The sequence below is a fragment of the Thalassoglobus neptunius genome, from assembly GCF_007859735.1.
Taxonomy (GTDB): domain Bacteria; phylum Planctomycetota; class Planctomycetia; order Planctomycetales; family Planctomycetaceae; genus Thalassoglobus; species Thalassoglobus neptunius.
Window position 1 is genome coordinate 933,021 of record NZ_SIHI01000001.1, and the last position, 25,471, is coordinate 958,491.

Annotated in this window: 18 protein-coding genes; 12 read left to right on the plus strand and 6 right to left on the minus strand. The window is 52.8% G+C overall.

The genetic code is table 11. The annotated features are described in order from the left end of the window. The first annotated feature begins 81 nt into the window (after nt 1-81). From KOR42_RS03830 to lepB (KOR42_RS03845), 4 genes are all read left to right on the plus strand, one after another. On the plus strand, nt 82-2,202 hold the full coding sequence (locus KOR42_RS03830; RefSeq protein WP_146507284.1) for a terpene cyclase/mutase family protein: 2,121 nt from the start codon (nt 82-84) through the stop codon (nt 2,200-2,202). 269 nt (nt 2,203-2,471) lie between these two features. Then, nucleotides 2,472-3,479, plus strand: coding sequence for a helix-turn-helix domain-containing protein (locus KOR42_RS03835; RefSeq protein WP_146507285.1), 1,008 nt, complete (start codon nt 2,472-2,474; stop codon nt 3,477-3,479). A gap of 469 nt (nt 3,480-3,948) precedes the next feature. Further along, nucleotides 3,949-5,571, plus strand: coding sequence for a signal peptidase I (gene lepB, locus KOR42_RS03840; RefSeq protein WP_197440832.1), 1,623 nt, complete (start codon nt 3,949-3,951; stop codon nt 5,569-5,571). Between the two features lie 284 nt (nt 5,572-5,855). Continuing rightward, a complete protein-coding gene (gene lepB / locus KOR42_RS03845) occupies nt 5,856-7,673 on the plus strand; it encodes a signal peptidase I (RefSeq protein WP_146507287.1) in 1,818 nt (605 codons plus the stop codon). 213 nt (nt 7,674-7,886) lie between these two features. Here the strand turns inward: lepB (KOR42_RS03845) and KOR42_RS03850 are convergent, their stop codons facing one another. The 3 genes from KOR42_RS03850 to KOR42_RS03860 are packed head-to-tail and all read right to left on the minus strand — an operon-like array spanning nt 7,887 to nt 11,578. Next, complete coding sequence (locus KOR42_RS03850; RefSeq protein WP_197440833.1) at nt 7,887-9,539, minus strand: DUF1553 domain-containing protein; 1,653 nt, start codon at nt 9,537-9,539, stop codon at nt 7,887-7,889. Then, nucleotides 9,532-10,020 carry a hypothetical protein gene (locus tag KOR42_RS03855; RefSeq protein ID WP_146507289.1) on the minus strand — a complete coding sequence of 163 codons (489 nt, stop codon included), beginning with the start codon at nt 10,018-10,020 and terminating at the stop codon, nt 9,532-9,534. The genes KOR42_RS03850 and KOR42_RS03855 overlap by 8 nt, the downstream gene beginning before the upstream one ends. 37 nt (nt 10,021-10,057) lie before the next feature. Beyond that, nucleotides 10,058-11,578, minus strand: a complete 1,521-nt coding sequence (locus tag KOR42_RS03860; protein WP_146507290.1) for a transglutaminase-like domain-containing protein — start codon at nt 11,576-11,578, stop codon at nt 10,058-10,060. A 300-nt stretch (nt 11,579-11,878) separates the two neighbouring features. Here KOR42_RS03860 and KOR42_RS03865 point away from each other — a divergent pair, with 300 nt between their 5' ends. Further along, nucleotides 11,879-12,820, plus strand: a complete 942-nt coding sequence (locus KOR42_RS03865; protein ID WP_146507291.1) for a Gfo/Idh/MocA family oxidoreductase — start codon at nt 11,879-11,881, stop codon at nt 12,818-12,820. Between the two features lie 35 nt (nt 12,821-12,855). Here KOR42_RS03865 and KOR42_RS03870 read toward each other — a convergent pair whose 3' ends face one another. Next, nucleotides 12,856-14,625: a hypothetical protein gene (locus KOR42_RS03870; RefSeq protein ID WP_146507292.1), complete on the minus strand. Its 1,770-nt coding sequence runs from the start codon at nt 14,623-14,625 to the stop codon at nt 12,856-12,858. A gap of 375 nt (nt 14,626-15,000) precedes the next feature. On the opposite strand from KOR42_RS03870, the gene KOR42_RS03875 reads away from it, so the two are divergent. Further along, entirely contained in the window at nt 15,001-15,987 is a 987-nt protein-coding gene (locus tag KOR42_RS03875; RefSeq protein ID WP_197440834.1) for a DUF1571 domain-containing protein, read from the plus strand. Between the two features lie 157 nt (nt 15,988-16,144). Here the strand turns inward: KOR42_RS03875 and KOR42_RS03880 are convergent, their stop codons facing one another. After that, a complete protein-coding gene (locus KOR42_RS03880) occupies nt 16,145-16,471 on the minus strand; it encodes a hypothetical protein (RefSeq protein WP_146507294.1) in 327 nt (108 codons plus the stop codon). A gap of 629 nt (nt 16,472-17,100) precedes the next feature. On the opposite strand from KOR42_RS03880, the gene KOR42_RS03885 reads away from it, so the two are divergent. Continuing rightward, entirely contained in the window at nt 17,101-18,222 is a 1,122-nt protein-coding gene (locus tag KOR42_RS03885) for a pyridoxal phosphate-dependent aminotransferase (protein ID WP_146507295.1), read from the plus strand. A gap of 273 nt (nt 18,223-18,495) precedes the next feature. On the opposite strand, the gene KOR42_RS03890 is transcribed toward KOR42_RS03885, so the two are convergent. Further along, complete coding sequence (locus KOR42_RS03890; RefSeq protein ID WP_146507296.1) at nt 18,496-18,864, minus strand: hypothetical protein; 369 nt, start codon at nt 18,862-18,864, stop codon at nt 18,496-18,498. Nucleotides 18,865-19,257: 393 nt separating this feature from the next. Here KOR42_RS03890 and KOR42_RS03895 point away from each other — a divergent pair, with 393 nt between their 5' ends. From KOR42_RS03895 to KOR42_RS03915, 5 genes are all read left to right on the plus strand, one after another. Continuing rightward, on the plus strand, nt 19,258-20,703 hold the full coding sequence (locus KOR42_RS03895; RefSeq protein WP_146507297.1) for a DUF1501 domain-containing protein: 1,446 nt from the start codon (nt 19,258-19,260) through the stop codon (nt 20,701-20,703). A 193-nt stretch (nt 20,704-20,896) separates the two neighbouring features. Further along, the gene (locus tag KOR42_RS03900) at nt 20,897-21,643 is read left to right on the plus strand and encodes an NTP transferase domain-containing protein (protein ID WP_146507298.1); all 747 of its coding nucleotides are present in this window, start codon (nt 20,897-20,899) and stop codon (nt 21,641-21,643) included. A gap of 7 nt (nt 21,644-21,650) precedes the next feature. Continuing rightward, the gene (locus tag KOR42_RS03905; protein ID WP_146507299.1) at nt 21,651-22,280 is read left to right on the plus strand and encodes a pyridoxamine 5'-phosphate oxidase family protein; all 630 of its coding nucleotides are present in this window, start codon (nt 21,651-21,653) and stop codon (nt 22,278-22,280) included. Nucleotides 22,281-22,582: 302 nt separating this feature from the next. Further along, nucleotides 22,583-23,527, plus strand: a complete 945-nt coding sequence (locus KOR42_RS03910) for an ABC transporter ATP-binding protein (RefSeq protein WP_146507300.1) — start codon at nt 22,583-22,585, stop codon at nt 23,525-23,527. Next, a complete protein-coding gene (locus KOR42_RS03915) occupies nt 23,527-25,452 on the plus strand; it encodes a hypothetical protein (protein WP_146507301.1) in 1,926 nt (641 codons plus the stop codon). Before KOR42_RS03910 ends, KOR42_RS03915 begins: the two co-directional genes overlap by 1 nt. Nucleotides 25,453-25,471 lie beyond the last annotated feature (19 nt).

Here is a 25,471-nt window from a genome sequence, read left to right on the forward strand (position 1 = left end):
CAAGCAGCTTGAGGAGTTTCGACACATACGTCGGACCGCTTTCCCCACGGAACACAATGTGTTGCAAGTAAAGGACCTGAAATGACTTCGGGTGAGTACGGACCAAGTGACATCTCCGATACGAATCGGATTTCTTCAAACATGTCTGTTCTGGATTCCCCATCACCAGAATCCGTGCAGGCGGCGGTGTCCAAATCTCGCGACTGGTTACTCGATCGGCAGCACGAAGAGGGGTACTGGCTGGGTGAGCTTGAAGGCGACACCATCCTTGAGTCTGAATATGTTCTGCTTCTGGTCTGGCTCGGACGAGGCCAGAGCCAACTCGTCCAAGAGTGTGCCGCTCGATTCCTTGAACAGCAACGATCGGAAGGCGGCTGGGCTCTCTTTCCGGACGGCCCGCTTGAAATTAGTTCTTCAGTGAAAGCGTACTGGGTTTTGAAGATTGCGGGTCATGACCCTGCCTCCGAACCAATGACCCGAGCTGCGAAGGCGATTCGTGAAGCGGGTGGTGCGGAACGAGTGAACAGCTTCACTCGATATTACATGGCGTTGCTCGGAATCATCTCTTACAAGCAGGTCCCGGCCGTTCCTCCAGAACTGATGCTTCTGCCGAACTGGTTCCCGATCAACATCTACGAGATGTCTTCCTGGTCTCGCACAATCGTTGTTCCGCTCAGTCTTTTGTGGGCATTTCAACCGAAAACAGAACTTCCCGCTGAACACAAGATTGACGAACTCTTTCTGAATTCTCCGGAAGAGCTTCCTGTCACAATGCCTCCGTCTGAGCAATTAGACGCGATGAAGAAGAAGTCAATCTTTCCGTGGGACAGCTTCTTTCGTGGTGTCGATCGAACCTGGAAGCGCGTCGAACGTCTGCATCTCAACCCGTTTCGAAAATCGGCTGTGAATGCGGCTCACAAATGGATTCTCGCCCGATTCGAAAAGAGTGACGGGCTGGGAGCAATCTTTCCGCCGATCATCTGGAGCATCATCGGTCTGAGATGTCTTGGATATTCCGAAGACGCACCTGAAATCGTGAACGCGCTGAATGAGCTTGAAAAGCTGACCATTCGCGAAAACGGAACCGTGCGACTGGAACCGTGTCGATCGCCGGTTTGGGACACATCCATTGCCGTCAACGCACTGCGAGAAGCGGGAGTTCCTGCGGATTCGCCGAAGATCCGAAAAGCTGTCCAGTGGTTACTTTCGAAGGAGGTTCGATCGAAAGGTGACTGGTCAGTTGCTCACCCCAACGTCCAGCCGGGAGGATGGTATTTCGAATTCAACAACGAATTCTATCCCGACATCGATGACACGATCATGGTGACGATGGCGTTGTCGCGATGCCTTCCGGGCGGTCCGTCGACCAACTGGATCGGCAAACTCATGAAGCAGCAGCACGGTCAATCGCTGACCGAAAAAGACCTTGCGTTGTCATTGAGCGGCACCACTTCGTCTGTCGAAGAAGTCATGTCGGCACTTGAGGAAACACAGCCAATTGTGGATGCAATGAAGCGGGCAGTCCACTGGGTTTCCGCGATGCAGTGCCGAAACGGTGGTTGGGCAGCATTCGACGCCGACAACGACCGCGAAATTTTGACTCGCGTCCCCTTTGCCGATCACAACGCGATGATTGATCCGCCAACTGCGGACATCACTGCGCGCGTCCTCGAGATGTTCGGTCGGATCGGTTTGACCGACGATGACCCCGCTTTCAAACAAGCTCTTCAATTTGTCTGGGAGGATCAGGAACCTGATCATGCCTGGTATGGACGTTGGGGCGTGAACTACCTGTACGGGACGTGGCAAGTTCTGGTCGGTTTGACAGAGTTCGGAATTCCGGCCACTGATGAACGTCTTCAGAATGCCGTCAATTGGCTGAAGTCTGTTCAACAGGAAGACGGTGGATGGGGAGAGACTCCGCTGACCTATGATCGTCCTGAACTTCGGGGGACGGGACCAACGACTGCGTCTCAAACAGCATGGGCCCTCATGGGCCTCATTGCCGGCGGTGCCCGAAACTCCGAAGCGGTTTCACGCGGCATTGAATATCTCATTCGAACACAAACAAGCGATGGCACCTGGGACGAACCCTGGTACACCGGAACAGGTTTTCCGCGTGTCTTTTATTTAAGGTATCATCTGTATCGACACTACTTCCCGCTCATGGCACTGGCGCGATACGCCGAGCAAACGAACTAATCACTCAACAATTAACTCACAACATCAACAGGACATCACAACACCGAACGAAAGGACATCTTCATCTCTGATTCGCAGCGATTCCTAAGCCAAAAGGTTGTTTCGATGTAAAGAAACGAATTCTGGCGAAGAGATCGTGAATCCCTGAAAATGGCAACGTGAAGCCAAAGTTTCAGCGACGGAATGATGAAGACGCAGTACGCTGAGTCGCTCGCAAAGATCGTTTTGATTTCATTAACGAACTGACCACAAGCAATCAAAGTTGACGCGTGGGATCTGCAATTCGCCAACACGATCAGCATCCGTTTCTCGTCATTTCCGAGAACCGTCTTGGCGTGGCTGCGATTAAGCGGTTGGGACCGCACACTCGCCGCCGCAACATTCAGCTCGTCACTCTATTTGGTGAACCGGGAACAGGAAAATCACGCCTTGCCCGGGAACTGATCCGAAGTTGGGATTCGAAACGCTCGGACGGAAAAACAATCTTCGTGACCGCTTCTCAGTATGCTGCGGAACTGGCGGAAGCATCGACAGACGACGCTATCCGACAATTCCAGCGCCGATATCGCCATGAAGTAAAACTCTTTGTATGCGAAGACATTCAATCGCTCGCAGGACGTCCGGAATCACAACGTCAATTGACCGCCGCAATCGATCAAGTGATTTCTGAAGGAGCGTGCGTGCTCTTAACATCCACGCTCAGACCATCACAGATTCCGCGATTCTCCCGGCGTCTCGCAGATCGCATTCGTGGAGGGCTGTCGGTAACTCTCAAACTTCCGAAAGAATCGAGCCGCGTAAAACTGATTCAACACTTTCTGAAGTCAGAGTCAATCACACTCTCCAGCGAACAGATCTCTGTCATCTCGAAGAAGTACGAAGTGTCCGCGAGAGAGATTCTGAGTTTGCTCGAGCACATCAAAGCACTCCATCGACTCAACCGGCCGACGGACGACTGGCTCGCCGAAATTGACAAACTCGCCGAACACTCTGAAGTTGAGCTAAAGCAGATCTCCGCGATTGTCGCGAAACAATTTGAAACCACCGTTGCCGATCTCAAAAGCCCGAAGCGATCGCAAAGCATCAAGACCGCACGTCAGGTCGCGATGTTTCTGGCGAGAGAGCACACGGAGTTGACCTTAAAAGAGATTGGCCAGTACTTCGGACGCGGAAACCACAGCACCGTGATTCACGCCTGCCGAAAGGTCTCCGAACTCATCGGGACAGATCCCGTTCTTGCTCATCAGGTTGAGACGGCCAATCGGGCAATTATCTAAAGCATTTTCACCTTCTGATTTTGGTGATTTGAAAAATGCTTCCGCTCGTCCGTCGACGAAGTTCGGTTTCTGGACAACTCGACCGGGCATTTCGCGTCCGATCTCTCCTTCACTGTCCCCATACCCCAAGAGATGTTTCAGGATTTGAACAATTCGTCAATCCCTTGAATCGCTCCGGCAATTCTCGCCGCCCCAAGTCGCTCCGAATCGGCACATTCGTCAGAAAAGGGAATTCCAACGCCACCCCTGTGACCGATACAATCGGTACAGTTTGACAATCGGTCTCGCTGAGGAAGTTGTCTTATTTGTCCGCAATTTCCGATCGGACGGGCGCATTCATTGGCTGTGCCTGCTCACGCGAGTTCGAGGAATTGATTCGAAAACGCTTTTAGGGTGCCGACACCTTTCCTGATTGATGTTTGTACTGCCTAAATTGCCACGGCCAGATGATCAGGGTATCAGGGGAGGAATGTTTCGACATATTGCCGAATCATTTCTTCTTCTGGGTTTGACCGTCGTGATTTTCAGGTGTTTCGCTGTCGAAGGCTACCTGATCTCGACCGGATCGATGGCCCCGACTCTGCTCGGTTTTCATCGTCGCATCATGTGCGAAAACTGTCATCACAGTTTCGTTCGCGGAGCAGCTTTCGATAGTGACAAACTCATCGGTGAAGTCAGCTCGACTGGGACATCATCTGCGAGTGCTTCTGCAGATCTCTCTGGCCTTCCTGCTGAGCCACAGCTCATGGAATGCACGCACTGCGGAAGTCCGATTTCCAACTGGAATGAGGTTCCGCGAACCGAGGGTGATCAGCTTCTCGTCGACAAACTTGCTTTTGAGTTTCGCGATCCGCGTCGCTGGGAGGTGATTGTCTTTCACAACGAAGACGCTCCCGGGCAGGCTTACGTCAAACGGGTTGTCGGTTTGCCCAATGAGATCCTCGAAATTCGAGACGGTGACATCTGGGTCAACAACAACATCGTTCGGAAACCACTGGAGAACCAACTCTCGATGCGAGTCCCGGTGCATGAATACTCTCGCGAGGCCAGCTTCTCGGATCCAGACCTCCTCCCAAGATGGGTTTCCGAAAACGGATCAGAATCCTGGTCTTTTCTCAATAGCTCGATCAACTGCTCCTCATCGAAAGCCCCCAATCAGCCGGGCGAGATTTCGTGGATCAAGTATCGTCACTGCGAGACGCAGCCCATTCCAACTGTCAACACCGTTCACCTCGCTCATTGGCCGGAGGGCTTGTCTCAGAACCATGACGATTCGCTGAAATTCGAAGCTGGCACACTGAGTTGCGACGGAGTCCTCTCTGCATTCGAGCGCGATCGCTGGAAGACTCGTACCGACGACACGGAGTTCCACCGGGCACTCGACGAGCTCTTCGAACAATCGCATCTCTCCCCGATCATTGATCGATGTGAATACAATCGACAGACACGACAGCAATACTATTTCCCGCATGACTTCATGATTTCAGCGACGCTGGAAGATCTTCGAGGCGATGGAGAATTGCTGTTCGAGTTGACCGATGGAGTGGACACCTTTCAGCTTCACATCTTACCGAGTCAGCATCTCATCACGCTCCGTGATCTTCGTCACCAACGGGATTGCTGGACAACTTCGATCGATAAGGATTCCTTAACGAAACCGATTCACATCGATTTCTCACTGTTTGACCAACAGGCAATCGTCGCCGTGAATGAGAAGATCGTCGGTTCCCCGGTCCCGTTTCAGGCATCACAAAGTCGCCCTCCATTAACCAGTCCGGTTCGAATTGGAGCCCGTGGGATCGATGTCCGAATCGCGTCGCTGAATCTCTATCGCGATGTCTACTACACCCCGAAAAGAGATCAAAGCGATCCGAGTTTCGAAATTCCCGCGCATCACTTTCTTGTGCTGGGAGACAACAGCCCCGTTTCGCTCGACAGTCGTGCCTGGGCTCATCCGACCATTCCCCGGGAGGCATTGATCGGCAAGCCATTGTTTGTCCATCTTCCGACCCAGCAAAAAGAAATTTCCTGGAACGGAAAGAAGTCGCACATCCGGATTCCCGACTTCTCACGAGTCCGCACCGTTCGTTAAGCATTTCCCGAATTCGTGCTGATCGTTCCGAGCAACTGCCCCAAAGGGACAAAACGTCGCGGGAGTTGATCAGATGACTCGGTCAGCCGTGAACTTGGGAAAAATCTCGCCGCGATGGGTTTTCTTGATCTCTCGAACTGAAACGGCACGGGTGCATGCCAGCATCAACTGTGATACTTTCCAAACACAACAGTCATTTGAGGCGTAAAATGGCTACTGTTGGTGCTGCCGCCTTACGGCAGCTTGCAATCGAATAATTCCGATTCCATTACGGCGCGACTTCAATGGTCAAGTTCCTACGAAAATACTTGCAGCGTGGTCAAAAAGAGCAATCCGAGGCAGCTGCTCCCGAAAAGCTGAAGAGAAAAGAAAGCACTCGAGATACGGTCGAGTCCATTCTCTTCGCGTTCATCCTCGCATTCATGTTCCGGACATTCGAGGCGGAGGCGTTCGTCATTCCGACCGGTTCCATGGCGCCCACGCTATACGGTCGACACAAAGAGACGACCTGTACTCAATGCGGGTTTCATATCACTGTCGGAGCGAGTGACGAAGTTGTTCGCGAATCGGGTTTGCTGGAACACGACTCACGTCTGGAGACAGCAATTTGCCCAAATTGCGGATTCGAAAACGATCAGATTCGAAACGAACTCGCTTTCAATGGTGACCGGATTCTGGTCAACAAATACCCGTATGAGTTCGGAGCCCCGGACCGTTGGGACGTCTTCGTGTTCAAGAATCCGCAAGAGCCGGAAACGAATTACATCAAGCGACTCGCCGGACTTCCGAATGAACTGATTCGAATCCGGGGCGGAAACGTTTATCGCATCAACGACGACGGTCCCGAGATTCTGCGGAAATCTCCTGATAAACAACGTGCACTTCAAATCCCGGTCTATGACGACAATTTCGCACCCGTCGAAATCCTCGCTGCTGGTTGGCCGGAACGCTGGGCATCTGTGAGAGAAGGAGAAGTCGGACAAATCGCTAACTTTGTTGAGTCCGAAGAAGGCTGGCAGCCGAACCGCGACGACCGCACATACACAATCACCCCGGAAGATGAATCACTGCACTGGCTCCGCTATCGGCATTTCATGCCGCATCCGGAAGACTGGGTCGCGTTCCGGAACTCGAAAGAACTCGATCCGCGTGCTCGGCTGATTTCCGACTTCTGTGGATACAACGCGTACACCGGCGAAGGACGTCGTTTCGACTCACAATCTGCTGAGGATGTCGATTTGGGGAGATACTGGGTCCGCGACCTGACGATCAACTTCGATCTCGAAATAGACTCCGTTTCGCCGGACAGTCGGATCATTCTTGAAGTGTGTGAAGGGACATCGTGGTACCGCTGTGAAATCAATCCCGAGACCGGAGAAGCGGTCCTTTCGGAAATCAACTCGATGCTCAATGAACGTCGCGAAGAACTTGCGACAGGTCAAACGTCGATTTCCGGACCGGGATCATACTCCATCACTTTCTGCAACGTGGATGATCGGCTCTGCCTGTGGGTGAACAACTCCCTCGTTGACTTCGGTGACGGTGCGAACCTCGCAGTGGCAGGAGCGACTGAAATTCCATTCCCGACAGATCGCGACCTCGCTCCCGTGGGGATCGCTGCTTCGGGTGTCGATGCAACCATTTCCAATTTGCTTCTGGAACGAGATATCTACTACCGGGCTGATTTCGGAATCAACGATGATCGCTACTATCGGAATTCCGCATTCGAACGCCAGTTGGCGAGCTTGAGTGACAACCCGGAAGCCTGGAGTGATCTCTACCTTGAGAAAGCCGACGAGTACGATCAGCTCGAGATTCCAATTGGCCCGGATGCGTATCTCGCCCTCGGAGACAACAGCCCGCGAAGTCTCGACAGCCGTCTTTGGGGTCAGGGGCAGCAAACAGTCCCCCGAAAATTCCTCGTCGGGAAAGCGTTCTACACCTACTGGCCTCACGGAGTTCCGTTCTTGAATGACGGCAAAGGCTTTACAGTGAGATCTCATTACCGGCAGAACAAAGGCGGGAAGGAGGAGGTCAAAGACTATCCTCGCTACGCCCTCCCCTTCTATCCGCAATTCTGGAGAATGAACCGAATCCGCTGAGCAGTCCGGCGATGCGAACATTGAGTCGACGCTGCTGTGATCGTTGACTCGAGCGAACGTCGAAACTTCACTCCCGTTCAACGAGTGGTTGATCGAATCACTCGTTGAACCGCGAGCGGTATCAGGAACAGCTTGGGGAATCTCATCACTGCAAACTCTTCATCTATCGAAAGGGGCGCGTGTCCCGATCCGGAAGAGAACGATACGATGGGATTAGTGATTGAGTAAGAACTCACTGCTGTTGAGAAGGACCCAGAAGATGTCCGCCAATGCAACTTCCTCCGATCCGAGATTGTCGGCGGAGTCATTCGACCGGGTTGCATAGTCGATCATCGCGGTGAGTTCTTCATCGCTTGGCTTTCGACTGAGTGTCGACAAGTACAACGCCTCGATTTTCTCCTGAAGCGATAAGAACGGAGCGTCAACAACTGCCGCCAGAGTTCGACTGTCCGCCAGGTCAGTTGCATCACCAACGAAATCTCCGTTCATAAGCGAGAGTGCCTGCAAAATGGTCGTGGTTCGATCGGGGGCGGATTCATTCTGAACTCCGAAAGTCGCGAGAAACTCTTGCCTCGCAGCATCGTTGTTGAAATTCAGCGGCTGTTCCGGATCGAACGGCTGTCGGTATCCCGTCGCAACAGCCAGGCTGTCGAAAATCTGCTCTGCGGTCATCCCACGAACGGGCATTCGAGCCAGAAGTGATCGGCGTACGTCAGTCGTTTCGTCCGCCACACTCGACCGCTGATAAGTTCGACTGCGGGTAATTGCTCGAATGAGTAACTTGAAGTCATAATCCCCCGCTCGAAATGCCTCCGCGAGTTCTTTGAGGAGTTCGGGATGCGAGGCCGGATTGTGAGCGCTGAAGTCATCCATCGGCTCGACGAGTCCCAGTCCGAAATGGTATGACCAAATTCGATTCGCCGCAGCTTTTGCGAAATACGGGTTCTCGGAAGAGACAATCCAGTCGGCTAAAGCTTTCCGAGTTCGATCTTCCGGAACGCTGACCGGTGTCGACTGATCGAGAAAGGTCGCAACAACAGTTCGGTCTGTTTCCGGAATCAGAATTGTCCCCTGTTCCCCGACATCATTCGTGGGCATTTCTGCTTCCTGACCCAAGGGTGTGACTTGAGGGAGATCGCTAAAGAACGCAGCATGCTGCCAGAATTGATCCTGCTTCCAGTCGTCAAACGGGTGATCATGACACTGCGCGCAATCAATTCGCACTCCCAGAAAAAGCCTTGCAGAGGCTGCAGCAACGCGTTCCGGCTTTGATTCTTTGGCGATATAAAACGCGACTGGGGTCGCAGCATCAGGTTGATTGAAGGCCGATACGTTTTGAGCGTCGACGGGTAGTGTGAGAATTTCGTCCACGATCTCCGCGAAGTTTCGGTTCTCAGCGATTCTCGATCGCAGCCACGATTCGAATCCCGGAAGCGCCAATCGAATCGTCGGATCGGCGTCCGCTTCCGGAATCATTGCAGCACGCCACAAATTCGTCTGATGGATAATATAAGAGGGACGTTCAAGCATCGCATCGACGAGCTTGGCTCGCTTGTCCGGATCGGAGTCTGCAAGAAAGTCCCGCACCTCGGAAGCATGAGGAATTTTCCCGGTGACGTCCAAAGAAACCCGGCGAAGAAACTCAGCGTCATCTGCCAGAGGGGCCGGAGTGACTCCTTCTGTTTCTAGTCGCTCTTCAATTCGAAGATCGATCAACTTCGCAAGTTGGTCGGGGTCCGGCGTCTCAGCGAAGGCTGCCATTGCCCCTGGAAAGAGAATGACAGCGATAGCGATGGTCAGAATCGGGAGCGTGAGACCCGAGCCGAATCGACCAATCGAGCGATGAATCCGAGGCCTGTCATTCATGCTTACGTTCCTCATTCAGGATGTCCGCGATTTCGAGAAGAGTCCGTTGACGCTCTTGAAGCAAAGTTGCCCCGCTTGGATTGAGCAATTGATCAACGGTCCACCACTCGACGTGAGTCTTCTGATCCAGCTCGTCTCGCCCTTGTTTTCCGTAGAGTTCGACAAGGAAGAATTCAACAACATTGAAACGTTCTTCCGTCTTTCCCGAACAGGTTTCCCGTTGAAAGACCGGTGACTCAAGATGGAGACGCGGCACGTTTGAAACAATGTAGTCCTTGCGTCTTCGCAGACCGAGTTCCCATGCGATCTCACGGTCGATCGATTCTCGAAGCGACTCTTTTTCGAGACGCTCTGCTTCAATCAGCCGCGTGGCTGACTCATTGTCATTGGACAAAACGAGCCACCTTGGTCGACCATCGAACCAACGCCGGATCAGGGCGAGAGCGGTTTGATTCAAGGCTGTCGGTCGTGATTTCGTCATCGTACACCATCTGAAAAAGGCATTTTCCTCTTCGATTCTACCGGACAACTTCCAGTACGTCGATTTTTGTTCGCCCAAGGAGATGGATGATCATAAAGAACTCCCCAGCTGCGGACGTTCCCTGACCGGAAAGGCTTGCTGTTTTCATCGCGAGATGCCCTGGCCCCGCGACGTGATTCGCGTCGAGTGCATCGAGACCCATCCATTTCCCGTCCACCCAGGCTTCTGTCCAAAGGTGTCCAACAAATGCTTCTAACTGGTTCGAGTAGACAAAACCGACCACCACGCGAGATGGAATTCCTCGTGCTCTCAATAAAGCTGCCAGAAGAACACTGTGCTCCGTACAATCTCCGGCGCGAGATTGTGCTGTTTCCAAAGCAGAACCGAGTGAAGTTGCAAAGTTCTTCTCAGTGACATAATCGTCGACGAATATTGTCAGATGGCGGGCGACAACGAGTGGATCGTCAGCGTCTCCGGCCGCTTGAGCAGCGAGTTTCTGAATCAGTTCATGATCCGATTCCACAACCGGTGATGCCACGGAAAATTCCCTTCCCGGAGAATCAGAAGAGAGAGCTTGCCCCGTTGTGGACAATTCAATGACCTCTGCGTCATCACTGGTGTTCAGCTGAGAATGTTGTTTGGAGAAAAGATCACCCGCGTTGGCCCCCGCCACTTCGATGCGATACGTCACTGACTTCGCGGAATGAAGACTCTCCTCGATTGTCACGGGAATCATCGAGTCTTTCGCAAAGTCGAAGGTGACCTTTCCGACCGGTGCCAGTGCTTCGTGCTCGTCCGATTTGCTCATGACGATGCCGAGGATGGGTGTTTCCGACTTGAGAAAACTCCATTCCGCATCACATGTCACAATCGTTTCGACAGCGGGAGACTCGTCGATGAACGTTTGAAAGCGAATTTGATGCTCACTTTCGGCCAGTGAATTTCGAGCGTCGACGCGACTTGCAGCCGTTGACGAAACCAATTCCGCAGTCATCGTTACTGCCTGCCCGAGGGCGGGTTCGAAGACTTGAAAACGGTGAACCTCTCCCGGAGTCATTCTTCCTTCGCGAACAAATCGCTCCGGCCAAACCGAAGATTTGATTCCATTGAATTCGGGATACGACTTCGTCGTCGTTTCACCCGCCACTCTCGATGTGACCGTGAGCGTGCCTGCCTGCATTTCCCCGGTCGCAACAGATTCGCTGTTTGGAGGATTCTTCAGAGTGGAAGCAAAGGAGATGAGGTCTCCCTCGATCGTTTCGACGACATGTGTTGATTGCTGAATCGACAACTGCTGACCGAATCGCATGAAAGTCATGACTGTCAGAAGGTCAGAGACAATCACCGGCTCGCCGTCCTTCTCACCGCGAGTTGTCAAAGAGTGCGCGTACCCGATTCGCTCTCCGTGACTCGACACGGTCTGCCAGCTCTCATCGATCACCTCGGCAGGACTTTCAACTTGCGCATGCAGGGAATGGCTCGACGAACCCCAAAACATCCCCAACAGGACGATCGTCCTGATGAAGAGACTTTCTGTCCAGGTACTCTTGGTTCGCATGAAACCATCCACTTTCAAGGCTCTTGCTCTGTTACGAGCAGTCAGAAGGGAGCGATGGAAGAGATTCCGCAAATGAATTGGAAATCCCCAAAAATCTCCAGCGACGCATGGCGGATCGACGTTCTTCCACTCGACGAGGTCGCTTTGATGCAATGAGCATTGTCAGCCCAGGTCCTCGCACTCGCAACCCTCATCTCGGAATGTTAAACTTGCAGTCGGCTACCGAGAACTATCGCACAACGCAGCCCGCTTCAACAATGGCGACTTCCGGAGAGTTCCGATGAAAGGAATCATGGATCAATGACGAAAGAAGTTCTTTCGTTGGCAATCATCGGATATTCGGAGGACAACGATCGTCAGCTGATCGAACTGATCAAGTCCGCCCCTCGGTTGATACTGAAAGCCATTCACGCAGACAGCCTCGAGACAGCTCGACAGGCTGCCAAGGAGCATGGCGTCTCTTACTATGGAAGTATCTGCCGCCTGATCAACTCCCCCAAAATCGATGGTCTCATTGTCAGTTCTGATCGATGGATTGGATTGCCGAAGTGGAACCCGATCAGTTCCTGCGAGAAACCCGTGTTGCTGAGGTCATCGGCATTCGGTGACTCGTCGCGCGTCGAACGACTCTACACATTGACGCAGGGACTTTCGTCGCTGATTCTTCCCGAACTTTTCAATCGCTGGACACCGTCAACGCTTCGACTGCGCGAGTTACTGGCAACGAGGCTGGGCCCGCTCAACTCGATGAAAGTCGTCTGCCAAGAGACAGAAGACCGTGCATCGCTGATCGCGAAACTTGACTGGTGCTTAGCCATGATTCAGGAAGCGCCGCTGACAATCGTCCCGGACCAGGAGCAGCAGTCTGTTTCAGTTCAGGTGGCGGACTCGCGCAACGTCACGATTGTGATCGATTTTCAAGGAAATCGTGACAGCTCACACGCAACTGTTGAGAGTTCGGTAACCTGCAAGGGCGGAGTCGCCAACCTCTTCGGAGCAGACACTCTCGCCTGGGAGTGCGGAGGACCTCAGTACGAAGAGTCCCTCGAACACGAACGAAGCTCACTGAAGGTTTGTCTGGATCTGTTCGGACGTCGTATTGCCGGAGGAATTGTTCCGATTCCGGATTTAGGAGATGCTGTCCGTGCCCATCATCTTGCTGCTCACATCTTGACGAGCCTTGAGACTGGCAAGACGATCGAGTGTTCGGGCCCGTTGCTAGATTCTCAAAACTCATGTTGAGAATTCCTCGCCGGAAAGAGAAGCATTGAAACCGCTTATTGACCATCGACAACATTAAACTCAACGGCTGATCGATCCGGTCGACGGAGTTCAAGTCGAATCACTTCCGAAGTCGTCGCCGATGAATCGATTCGCAGAGTGATCGGAGTCTTCCCTTCTTCCGCCTCCCAAGAGAACTCTGTCCCGTCTTTCATCAATTGGGTCCCCACCCAGACACTCACCCCGTCGCTGGAATTCAACTCGCCAGTCAGAAGCCCTCCTTTTGAGACCACGATTTCCCCTTGAGGATAGATCACTTTCTCACCTGTTAATCGAGTCAGTTCATCGATCGGAAGGTCTCCGTTCACTCGACTGTAGACGCTCGTCCAGGAATCGGAATTGAGAACGAGATCCTCGAATGCCGACAGTGACGGAATCTCGTTGATCAACTGCTCAGGGGGATCTTTCAGAAGCTTCCATCGTTGAATGCGAGGCGACGAGCGGACTGCGAAGTCACCTGGCTTTCCAAGTTCGGAAAGAAACTTGACGAGGTCGATGAGCTCAGAATGCGTCATGAACTTCACAAGTCCTTTCGGCATGAGAGACTTTCCCTCAACTTCTTCGTCGATGTCGTCGACCGGAATGGCGTCAATCTGGCCGGTCGCTTGTTTTAGGAACAGAGTTGTGGAGTTCCGGTTGTCGACGAGCCCCTGGTGAATCTTTCCGGATTTCGTAACGACAACTTTGGTGGTGTACGCTTCTTTGATTGATTGATCCGGATCGAGAACCGACATGAGGAGGTATTCGATCGGAGAACTCGATCCCACGGCGCTGAGATCCGGACCAATTTGCCCTCCAGCCTGATTCACCGCATGACATTTCATGCAGCTGAGATCATCGCGACGAAAGACAGCTTCGCCCCGATACGGATCGCCAGTTTGTTCCACAACTCGAACGAGTTCTGCCAATTCTTCCGGAGTGGGGAGAGCCGGTTCCTCTGAGATACCACTGATCTCGGAAAGCACATCGTTGAGCTGACGATCTGTTCGCCCGACCGAATACAAATGGCGAAGCGCCAATTTCGCAACATCTTCACTCGGCGGACTCTCCTGAATCACCGAAGCAAGAACTTCAGCCCCTCCATCACGCTCCAGAAACCCATCGAGGATCTCTCCCAGATCACAAGAGCCGTCAGCGTCAAGCAGTGTTTGGCCAGCGAGGCGTCCTGCTTCCGGAAGCGAAATCCCAGCGAGAGCCCGAATGGCCATGCTTCGAATCTCGAACGAATGTTCTTCGCTGGCGAGATCCGCGAGGAGAGCAATCGACTCCTGCGGAGAAATTCGAGCGAGTGCTTCGATTCGCAATCTCTTCTGTTCGATCGACAGTTCTTCCGACTGAATTTGCTTCGCGAAGACCGGGAACGCAGCGTCGACTTTCCACTGTCCGCACAGTTCAACTCCCAAACGTGCAATGGTCAGATCATCTGAAGAGATCAACGCGATGACCTCGGAAAGATCCCCGTCTGGTCGAACGTCGCGGGTCGTCGCAGCCTCCAATAATCCGGAGAGCGCCTGCTGACGCAATTCCAGGGGCCATCCATCTTCTTTCATTACTGAATCGAAAATGAAGCGCAGGTCGTGTTCGTTCCCGCGTTCACAGATCAGCTTAATCAGCGTCGACTGCCTCGCCTCTGGAACTCGGCCGCTCTTGAGAAGCGTAATCAGCGAGCCCGCAGCACTCGGCGGATCAGCCGCAATTCCGGTTGAGCTACACAGGATCATTCCAACTGCAACAAGTAGAACTCGCGGACAAATTCGCAGAATCATTGCAGAACTACTCCGGTCAGCTGGCGACCAACCAATATTTGAATGGGAGACAAACAGGCGTGCGGGTCTTGGTGAGTGTATTGAAGCCCCTCCCCGATGTCATTTGGAGGTGTGAACTTATTGGGCCGATTTCGAGGGCCGTTTTCGGTCCGAACTTTCCAACCGATCGCTCTCGTCCGATTAGGAAATGGCTAAGCATATGGAAAAGAGTTCTTCGATTCAGAGTTCCGAGTGCTGATCCGAATGAACACGCCATCGGCAAAAATGTGCACTTCAATAAAAGTTCAGACGATTGAATAAAAGTGCCGAACTCTTCGCACACCCAAAGACGACCAAAACACCAACCGTCAATTCCCGATGCAGAGGACGCGACGAATGCAGTCAGCGCCATCCCAACAGACTTTTCGAAGTAAGAATTTGCTCGCGATCAGTGTCGCCTGCCTGGCCGTGGCTGCGGCACACATCCAGTCCGATCCGGTTGCCATTGGTGGGAGTCCAAACGAAGGAAAACGCACGAGCGGTCCGCCCGTGTTAAACCTTCCTCCGAGCCCTTCGTTGCCGGAAAGGATCGAAGAAGAGAGCGACACAGAGTCTGCTGAAACAAATCAGCAGGAAGTGCGAAAGGAAGATCCGAACGTCTTACGAGGGATCTGGGCACTCAAAGTGACCTCAGCGATCCTCAAGAAGGGGATTGAATCGTTCGAATCCGTGCCGGACTACACAGCTTCGTTCTATAAACAGGAGCGCATGAACGGCGTTCTCGGAGATGGACAAACCATCGAACTGAAGATGAAGCACGAGCCGTTCAGTGTCTACATGAAATGGGAGAGCGGAGATTCACGCGGTCAACAGTTGATCTACGTTGATGGCCAGAACGACGACAAGCTTCTTGTGCAACCTGGAGGAATCAAAGGAAGATTGACCGGTGTGATGAAGCTCGATCCGACCGGAACGATGGCGATGTCACAATCCCGTCATCCTGTGACGAAAGCTGGCCTCATCGGTTTGGCACATTCGATCCTCGAATACCAAAGCAAAGATGTTGAACGTGCGAGCGGATTCGTCTGCGAGCTTCGCGATGATCAGGAATTCGAAGGCCGTCCCTGTTATCTCTATATCTGCGAGTACGATTCCCCCGAAATCAACCCTCTCTATCGCAAGTCGGTCATCTACGTTGACCAGGAACTCTCAATGCCGGTTTGTGTCAAGAACTTCACTTGGGGGAAAGACGTCAACCCGGAAACCATCGACGAAGAAACACTTCTCGAATTCTACGCCTACACTGATTTGCAGATTCAGCAGAAGCTCGGAGTCGCTGATTTCGACGCTAAGAATCGCTCATACAGAATGCGAGTTCGATAATCGCCTTTTCATCACGGCAATCGATTAACATAAAAACAGCCCGCACTTTTCCAGTGCGGGCTGTTTTTCGTTTTGAATCATCGTCACGTCGTTCCCAACCTGGACTGCCCAACGCAGGTTACGAATTCAGTGACAATAAAGTGCCCAAAGCAACCACTTAAAATTTTGGTCCCTCTGGAGTAGGAGACATGCAAGCGATTGAGCACTGGTTGTTGTCACATTCATCAGCGGTATCGATAAAAGCTGAACCAGCCGTAAATGCAGCAACTCCGCCCCGCCCGCCTTTCTGCTTGACAAACCCAGTGAAGAGATAGCTTTGATTAAGAGATCCAATCGCGTCAGAAACATCATTGAGTTCCTGGACAACCGCATGTTGGACTTCGCTCATTCCAACAATTAAGCCAATGACGAGGATCGTCGCCACAAGCACAAGTTCCGCAGAGACGACGAATCCCGCCTCATCACGAATTAACGCATTCCACATTGTCGTGTTCCCGATAGAAGTGAGTAAAGGACAGTTCGCGAGAATGGGCATCCTCGACGGGCCACTTACGGGGCTGATCCACCCATGAGCCAGCACGAAGTCATTTCGCTCGTACAACTCAAGCGAACGTCCTCAGAGTTCCTCACCGCCAGAAGGAGAGATGAACCCTCAAGCGGCGAAGACGAATTCTGATGACGTGCATCTGGATATTGCAGAACCAATGCCGAACCCACTCCAATTCAAATTGCTGTTCTGACTCACGTTTCCCGAAGACGCATCGAGAAACGCAATCTCTGACGCACCCAGCACTTACAACAGACTGGGGTTGCCCCGCCCTGCCCAATGGTTCAATCTGTCGGGTCGGATGTCGGGTTAACGACGTCAAGCAACTGAAACACGCGCATGAGAGTTTGATAAGACTTTCGAAACACTCTCGTCGTCAGCTTGCCACGAATCTCCACTCGGACGAACTTGTGTCCGACAATGGAGCGATCTGACGAAAACGGCTAAATTCCACGATCAGAAAACTTCTCGAATACACATGAACATTCCGGCCGCTTTCACCCTCTCTTTGACCAAGAGCCTGGGCCTTCAGGAATGACACAAAATTACCCGCCAGGAGTCGCAGAATGAGTGAACGATGGATCGCAGATCGCATGCACAAGATCGATGCCTCCGGAATTCGGAAAGTGTTTGATCTGGCTGCCAACATGAAAGACCCGGTGAATCTCAGCATCGGCCAACCCCACTTCGATACTCCTCAACCGATTAAGGATGCTCTCAAGAGAGCCGTCGATCAGGGAAGGAACGCCTACAGCCAGACACAGGGAATTCAGCCTCTGCTGAAGTTGGTTCAGGGACGGGTCAACGCCGAATACCAGCACCAGGACCGACAAGCGTTTATCACAAGTGGGACCAGCGGAGGGCTCATGCTCGCGTTGTCGACGCTCGTCAATCCGGGCGACGAAGTCATCGCATTCGATCCCTGGTTCGTGATGTACAAGCATCTCACGACTCTAGCTGGGGGAACGATTCGCCAGATCAGCACTTACCCGGACTTTCGCATTTCAATCGATCAAGTCAAAGCTGCGATCAATGAACGGACCAAAGTGATCCTGTTCAACAGCCCGTCCAATCCGACTGGCCATGTCAGTAGTCAGGAAGAAGTCCGTCAACTTGCTGAACTCGCTCAGGAACATGATATCGCTCTGATCAGCGACGAAATCTATCGGGAGTTTTGTTACGACTCTCCTTTCGTCAGTCCCGCCGAATTCAATGATCAGACGATCGTCATCGATGGCTTCAGCAAGTCTCATTCAATGACCGGCTGGCGCGTTGGTTGGTGCCACGGACCTCAGCATGTCATCCAGCAAATGATGAAACTGCAGCAGTTCACCTTTGTCTGTGCTCCGCATCCAATGCAATGGGCAGCTGTTGAAGCTTGGGACCTCGATATCTCATCAGCTGTGAACGAATACCGCGAGAAACGCAATTTTATGCGGAAAGAGTTGTCTTCGGACTTCGAGATTCACGGTGCAGAAGGCGCCTTCTACCTGTTCGTCAAAGCTCCGTGGGGAACCGGAACAGAGTTTGTGAAACGAGCGATTGAGAACAACTTGCTGATCATCCCCGGAAACGTCTTCAGCAGCCAGGACACGCATTTCCGTATTTCCTATGCGGCGACCGACGACGTCTTGCAGCGAGGAGCCGAGATTCTCAAGCGGACAGCTCTCGAAGGCCCCAAGAGCTGATTCAAACAGCCAAGAGCCCGAGAAGAGTCCGTCGCACGCAAGCGAACTTAGAGTGCGCACCTGCTGAAGACAATGCTCGTGCTTGCACAGCGAGACACAGGAGAGAGATCGGACCGGTGATTGGGTTTCCAACGACCAATCACCGTCGTTATTCATCAAGCATTGGCGACGCGGACCGGTTTCATCGATTCTGAAACCTTACCGAACCGCCTCATTCGATGACTGCGGCACTTGATCGTGCTACTCACAGAAATCGAAAGACGACGCTGAGATCTAGTCCTCGTCCTCTTCGTCGAACTCGAATTCGTCTCCGAATTCGTCATCCGCGAATTCATCGCCTTCCTCGTCAGTGAAGGCTGCGTCCAGTTGATCTTCTTCAACAGCTGCAGGAACGGCTCCCGTTTCTGAAACCGGTGCTTCCGCTCCAGCTTTCTGACGTTTGGTCCCGCTGTAATAAATCAGGATGTACCCGGGAAACAGCAGCATCACTCCGGCGACAACCAATAACAGAATCATCGCGACCATCAACACCGTGGGAAGTTTGTCGAAACTCCCGAGAACGGCCTTCAAAGCAAAGAAGAGCAGGATTCCGGCCGGAATCGCTGCAATCAACGAGGTCGTTGCAAGATTTTTCTTGTTCACCGTTGAAGCACCTTTAATCTGCTTGAAGTGGACCGCTGAACCGGCTCGGACCGACAACGAAGTCACGCGCGACGTTATTGATTAACGTGTGCAGAGAGGACATGAACACCTCAAAACGTTGTAACTCTCGGACGGAGCGCATGCAACGTCCTCTCCACACTTCCAGGACGGTCTCTTTCGAAAATCGAAACGAAACGCTGGTCGACCTGACGAAAAGTGGAAGACTGCGGCGAGTTTGTCCACCAGGATGACAGCTGACCTGTATAATTCGTTCAACCTGAAGAATGAATCGTTGACTCACAGTGATTGTGCCGATCACTCCAGCAGAACATTGACTCGACTGTCAATCTGATAGAATTCGGACAATCGCCATGACCAGCTCCGGAGAGTTCGATGCAGTTTGATTACGATCCACTCCAACTCCAAACGCGTCGCCATTTTCTCGGGCAGACCTCCAACGGTCTCGGAGGGATCGCACTGGCCAGCCTTCTCGGGGCATCGTCTCCCCTCTCTGCGGACACTTCCGACCCGCTCAGTCCGAAAACGCCACCCTTTCCGGCGAAAGCGAAGAGCGTCATCTATCTGCATATGGCAGGCTCTCCTCCTCAGCACGATCTTTTCGACTACAAGCCGAAGTTGGTCGAAATGACCGGCAAGGACTGTCCTGAAGAAGTGACCAAGGGCGAACGCTTTGCATTTATCAAAGGGACTCCGAAACTTCTCGGAACCCCACACAAGTTCTCGCAGCATGGCGAAAGCGGAGCATGGCTCTCCGATCTGCTTCCGAATCTCGCAAAAAATGCGGACGATCTCTGCTTCGTTAAGTCGATGCACACTGACCAGTTTAACCACGCCCCTGCCCAGTTGCTTCTCTATACCGGCTCTCCCCGCCAAGGCCGTCCGTCGATGGGATCGTGGGTCACCTATGGACTGGGAGCTGAAAACGAAAACCTGCCCGGTTTCGTCGTCCTGATTTCTGGTGGAACATCTCCGTCGGCGGGAAAGAATGCCTGGGGAAGCGGGTTTCTACCCTCTGTTTATCAGGGAGTTCAGTGCCGATCCAAGGGAGATCCGGTCTTGTACGTCAGCAACCCGGACGGAATGGATCGACAGGTCCGATCGCTAACAATTGACTCCATTGGCGAACTCAATCGCCTTCAGGCAGAGCAATTCGGAAGCCAGGAAACGCTGACGAGAATCGCTCAATACGAACTCGCGTTTCGGATGCAGGTTTCAGTCCCCGAAGTGATGGACATCGCTGCGGAGCCCAAGCATATTCAGGAAGCCTACGGAGCTCAGCCGGGTGAAGCGAGTTTTGCGAACAATTGCCTGCTGGCCCGACGACTCGTCGAACAGGGAGTCCGATTCGTTCAACTCTTTGACTGGGGATGGGACTTCCACGGAAACTCTGTTCAGAATGATATTAAGTTGTCGCTTCCCGACCGGTGCAAACCGATGGATCAGGCTGTCGCAGCGCTGATTCAGGACCTCAAAGAACGAGGACTGCTCGACGAGACCCTCATCGTCTGGAGCGGTGAGTTCGGCCGGACTCCATTAAACGAAGAACGGAACGGGTCGAAGTTTCTGGGAAGAGATCACCATCCTCACTGCTACACCATTTTTCTCGCGGGAGCAGGGATTAAGCCCGGAACGACTTACGGAGCAACGGACGAACTTGGCTATTTCGTCGCCGAGAATCCGGTCCATGTCCATGACCTGCAAGCGACCATCTTGCACCAACTGGGCTTCGATCACACTCGACTGACTTACCGTTTCCAGGGACGCGATTATCGTCTTACCGACGTTCACGGCCACGTTGTGGACGAGTTATTGATTTAACGCTCCTGCAGCTCGAATTGCCGGAATTTCCACAATATTGACCTGTCACTTCCTCGTTGATTCATTTCCTCAAGTATTCCTTAACGAACACGTGCGTCGCTTCGTCTTTTTGAACTCGCACGTGCAACCGGAAATCTGCTTCATCGTCGATTCATTTCAGCATTCGAATTTTTCAACTCTATCAGGGATTACCATGGCTGAAGTTCTGGCCGTTATTCTCGCTGCAGGCAAAAGCAAGCGAATGAAATCGGAAACGCCCAAAGTTCTTCATGAGGTTTGCGACCGCCCCATGATCGAACATGTTCTCGACGCTGCTCGCGAAGCGGGTTGTCAGAAAATTGTGGTTGTTGTCGGCCATAAAGCTGACGAAGTGCAGGCAGCACTTTCCCATCACGATGATGTTTCGTTCGCGCTACAGGCTGAGCAACTTGGAACCGGTCACGCTGTGATGTGCTGCCGAGACACATTGGCTTCCCACACCGGCCCAGTCCTCGTTCTGACTGGAGACACTCCATTGCTGCAGGGAGAGTCCCTCAAAGGACTGATCTCTGAACTTGAAGGCAACTCGGCAGGGTGTGTCGTGGGAACCGCGACGACGGAAAACAACTTCGGGCTAGGACGGATTGTTCGCTCAGACGACGGAGTTTTCCTGCGAATCGTCGAAGAAAAAGACGCCTCCGACGAAGAACGCGCCATCACTGAAATCAACACCGGGTGCTTTGCGTTCGACGGAGAATCACTTCTTGAAGCTCTGGATGACATCACTTCCGACAATGCGCAGGGTGAGTATTACCTCACCGATTGTGCAGAGATCATGCGAACCAAAGGCAAGACCGTTCTTGCTGCATGCCGAATGGATATCGTCGAAGCGATGGGAGTCAACACGCAGGAACAGCTTGCGGAAGTTGAGCAAGTTATGAAAACCCGTTCGGCGACTTAAAGATCTCATGACAGACAACATCGACACTCACCCTTTCACGACTCGCATCGGCGACCTTGATCAGCTTCGCGACCAGTGCTGGACGGAACTGGAAGCCGGTTCTCAAACTCCCGACCATCCGTGGAAACTCGGAGCGTTCGGGACGGTCGCCGACGATGGTCCGAGAGTTCGAATGCTTGTGGTCCGAAATGTCGATCGAGACGCCGGGCAACTCGTGTTTTATACCGACGTCCGATCATCGAAAGTGGATCAGATCGCCAAATCCCCAGCGACATCGATTTTGCTTTGGCATCCACAGCTGCGAATGCAACTCACCGTGAGCGGACAGAGTCACGTATTGAGTTCCGGTGAGATCTGGGAACGCGAGTGGAAAGAATCCGCGCTGACCAGTCGGCGTGCTTACCTCGGAGAAGACGCTCCCGGAACCGTCGCAGATGGTCCCAACGTCAATTTCCCGAGTCAGTTCACTGATCGTCCGCCGACGGGTGCAGAGTCTCTCAGCGGACAGAAGAACTTCGCTGTGATCCAAACGACTGTCACGCAGATGGACCTGTTAATCCTTCAACAATCCGGGAACATCCGCGCCCAATGGACGCTGACGAATCGCCAATGGTCCGGGAACTGGATTGCTCCGTAGACAACTCTGCATCGACACTCCATCGACATTGAAATGACTCTGCGAGCTGAACATTCGGGAACAAGGGCCGCTTAAAAAACGCTGTGTTCAGTCGTTGAAGCGACGTCCCGGCAACGCCTCAAGTGGGCCAAATCGGGCACTTGCTGCGAGGATTCGACCGGACTTGCGGCTTCGTGAAGTGTGTGAATTCGCGAGCGAATGGACATCTCTTAGAAAATTCGGCAACATTTCCTCCTCCTTCGTGGTCCAAATTTCGTAGATGTGGCATACCACCTCACTCATCACTGACCGTTGGAAGCCGTATGACGACCGAGACGAATGTTGTTTCCGTTAAGAATTTGAACGTCCACTACGGAAAACTTCACGCTGTTCGAGGAATCTCTTTCGAAATCCCCAAAGGGGAAGTCTTCGGGTTCATCGGTCCGAATGGGGCCGGAAAGTCCTCCACAATTCGCGTTCTGGCCACTCTTCAGAAGAAATTCACCGGGCAAGTCTGTGTGAACGGAATCGAAGTTCGAGAAAATCCCGACCGCATTCGGGAGATGATCGGATTTATGCCGGACTTTTTCGGGGTCTACGAAGACTTAACCGCGCGGGAATATCTGCACTTCTTTGCCGCCGCCTATCGCCTTCCAAAAGATCGACGACACAGCACAGTCTCCGATGTGCTCGAATTGACAGACCTCACACACAAAATCGACTCTCCCGTCGACTCACTGTCTCGAGGAATGAAGCAGCGACTGGCACTCGCCCGCGTTCTGCTCCACGACCCGGATCTTTTATTGCTCGACGAACCCGCCTCCGGACTCGATCCGCGTGCCAGAATCGAAGTCCGTGAGTTGCTGAAAGCAATGCAGGAAATGGGCAAAACCATCCTCATTTCGAGCCACATTCTCCATGAACTCGCGCAGCTTTGCACACGAATTGGAATCATCGAAGCCGGTCAGCTCGTGGCGGAAGGATCCCTCAACGAAATCTTTCAGCAGCTGTCCCTCAAGCGTGTCGTGCATGTTCAGATCGTCAAACTCAGCGACGAAGCCCTCAAGGAAATGGAACAGATCCCGGGAATTGATTCGGTCGAACGTCATACGGATCGCGTCGCGATTCGCCTTCGAGAAGACGAGCTTGCCGTTGAAGATCTGCACAGTGAACTGGTCCGCCTTGGTTGCAAGATTCGAATGTTCCAACCGGAAGCGATGGACATGGAGACAGCGTTCATGAAGTTGACGGAAGGAGTGACCGCCTGATGGCCAGAAATCAGACAATTGGGCTCCCGTTGCTCGCGAAAGAAATGATTGAGCAGTCAGCACGGAAACGAACGTATGTCGTGCGTTCCGTCTATGCGATTCTGCTCTTCGGGTTCGCGACGCTCATTTTTTCCGGTCAGATTTACGATCGTGTCACGTCCCCGATGCAACTTCTCGGTAAGGGCCGGGAAATGTTCTTCATTCTGACGATGCTGCAAATCGTTGGTATTGCGTTGTTCACACCTGCCCTCACCTGCGGAGCGATTACGACCGAGAAAGAACGAAATACGATCGGCCTCCTGTTCCTCACTCGGCTTGGGCCATGGACAATTCTTCTTGAGAAATACTTCGGACGTCTGATCCTGATGGGGACGTACCTGCTCATTTCTCTTCCGCTGTTCGGCTTTTGTTATGCGCTGGGTGGAGTGGAGCAGGCCCAGGTGTGGTACGGATTCTACGCGCTCACTGTGCTGGTCATCGAACTGGCTTCGCTGGCGATTCTCTGTTCAACGTATTTTCGGACGACAGTCAACGCTTTCATCGCCACGTATCTGATCGGCATCGCGCTGGCTTTCGGCCCGGTCTTCCTCATCGAAGGACTGGGGATCGAAATTGTGAGAGTATTCTTTCGAGAAGCATGGTCTCTGGTCGACATGGGATTCGCATTCTTCGGGCGAATGGGACAACTCGCGCTCGTCGGAACGGCATCGTTTTTCGGTTCCAATCTCGATGGAGTTCTCGACTGGCAACCCCATTCCTACTTTTCCGTTTACGACCGCACACTACGAAGTGGGTTTACGTTCTTCTGCCCGGTTCCCATTCTGGAAGCGTCGGACTCGGTTGCCGTCACGACACCAAGTTGGCAGATTCTGGCTATGGGGATTCCGTCTCTCGCGATCTCGGCCCTGTTTCTTCTGATGGCCAGATATTTCCTGGTTTGGCGGGCGTTTGCGTCCCCCAGACGATATCTCGTTCTGTTCTTTCAATCGCTGGATCGGCTCTTTCAGAAAGCCAATCAAAATCGCGTGACGCAGGGAATTGTGCTGGTCCGGGAAAGTAGCTCTCTTCCTGTGTATCAACCGGTCGCATGGAGAGAAACGACGAAGACGTCACTCGGATCGTTTCGCTATCTGTTGAGAATTTTTATCGCTCTGGAATTTCCCGTGGTGGCTGTTTGTGCGATTGCCATCGCCACCTCTGTCGGATCGTTTTACTCGAACCGGCATCCTGCGATCGCAATCATGGTCTTCTTGTGCTGGATTATTGCGATCCTGCTGACAGTCGTCCGCTCTGCTTCCCTTGTCGCCGGGGAACGATCTCATGAAACACTGGATGTGCTTCTAACGACTCCAATCACAAGTCAGCAGCTCATCAGCCAGAAGTTTCAGGGTGTGATGCGACTGATGTTTGTTGTCGCCACTCCGCTTCTGACAGCGATGGTCATGCAAGCCTGGTACGGAATGGTGACAGACTCCGGTTCCGACTGGTCTCGCTTTTTCAATCAGCCGGAACGTTCTCCATCTGCCTACTTATTTGCAAGCTCATTGATGGCGGTCCTCAGCCTACCGATGTTCGCCTGGCTGAGCTTGTTGATGGGGCTGTGGATGAAGTCATCCACCAAGGCGATCTTTTCATCGCTGGCAATCATTGTCGCGTGGATGGTGATCCCAATGGTGGTTCTGATCACGCTCTTTGAGATGTTTCATGTCGGCCGGCATGACGGAATTGTCACGACACTGATGATGTCGCCGGTGGTCGTACCGTTTCTCCATGAGATCTCAGAACTTGACGATCTCTTCGATTCACACTGGCCCATCGTGCTTGCGAACATCCTGATGTATGGATGCTTTCTGTCGCTGTTTCGATATCTTTGCTACAAGAACGGAGCCAGACTGCTCGGTCGATCCGAAGACAATTGGTCGTAGCTTTGAGCGACAAGCGATC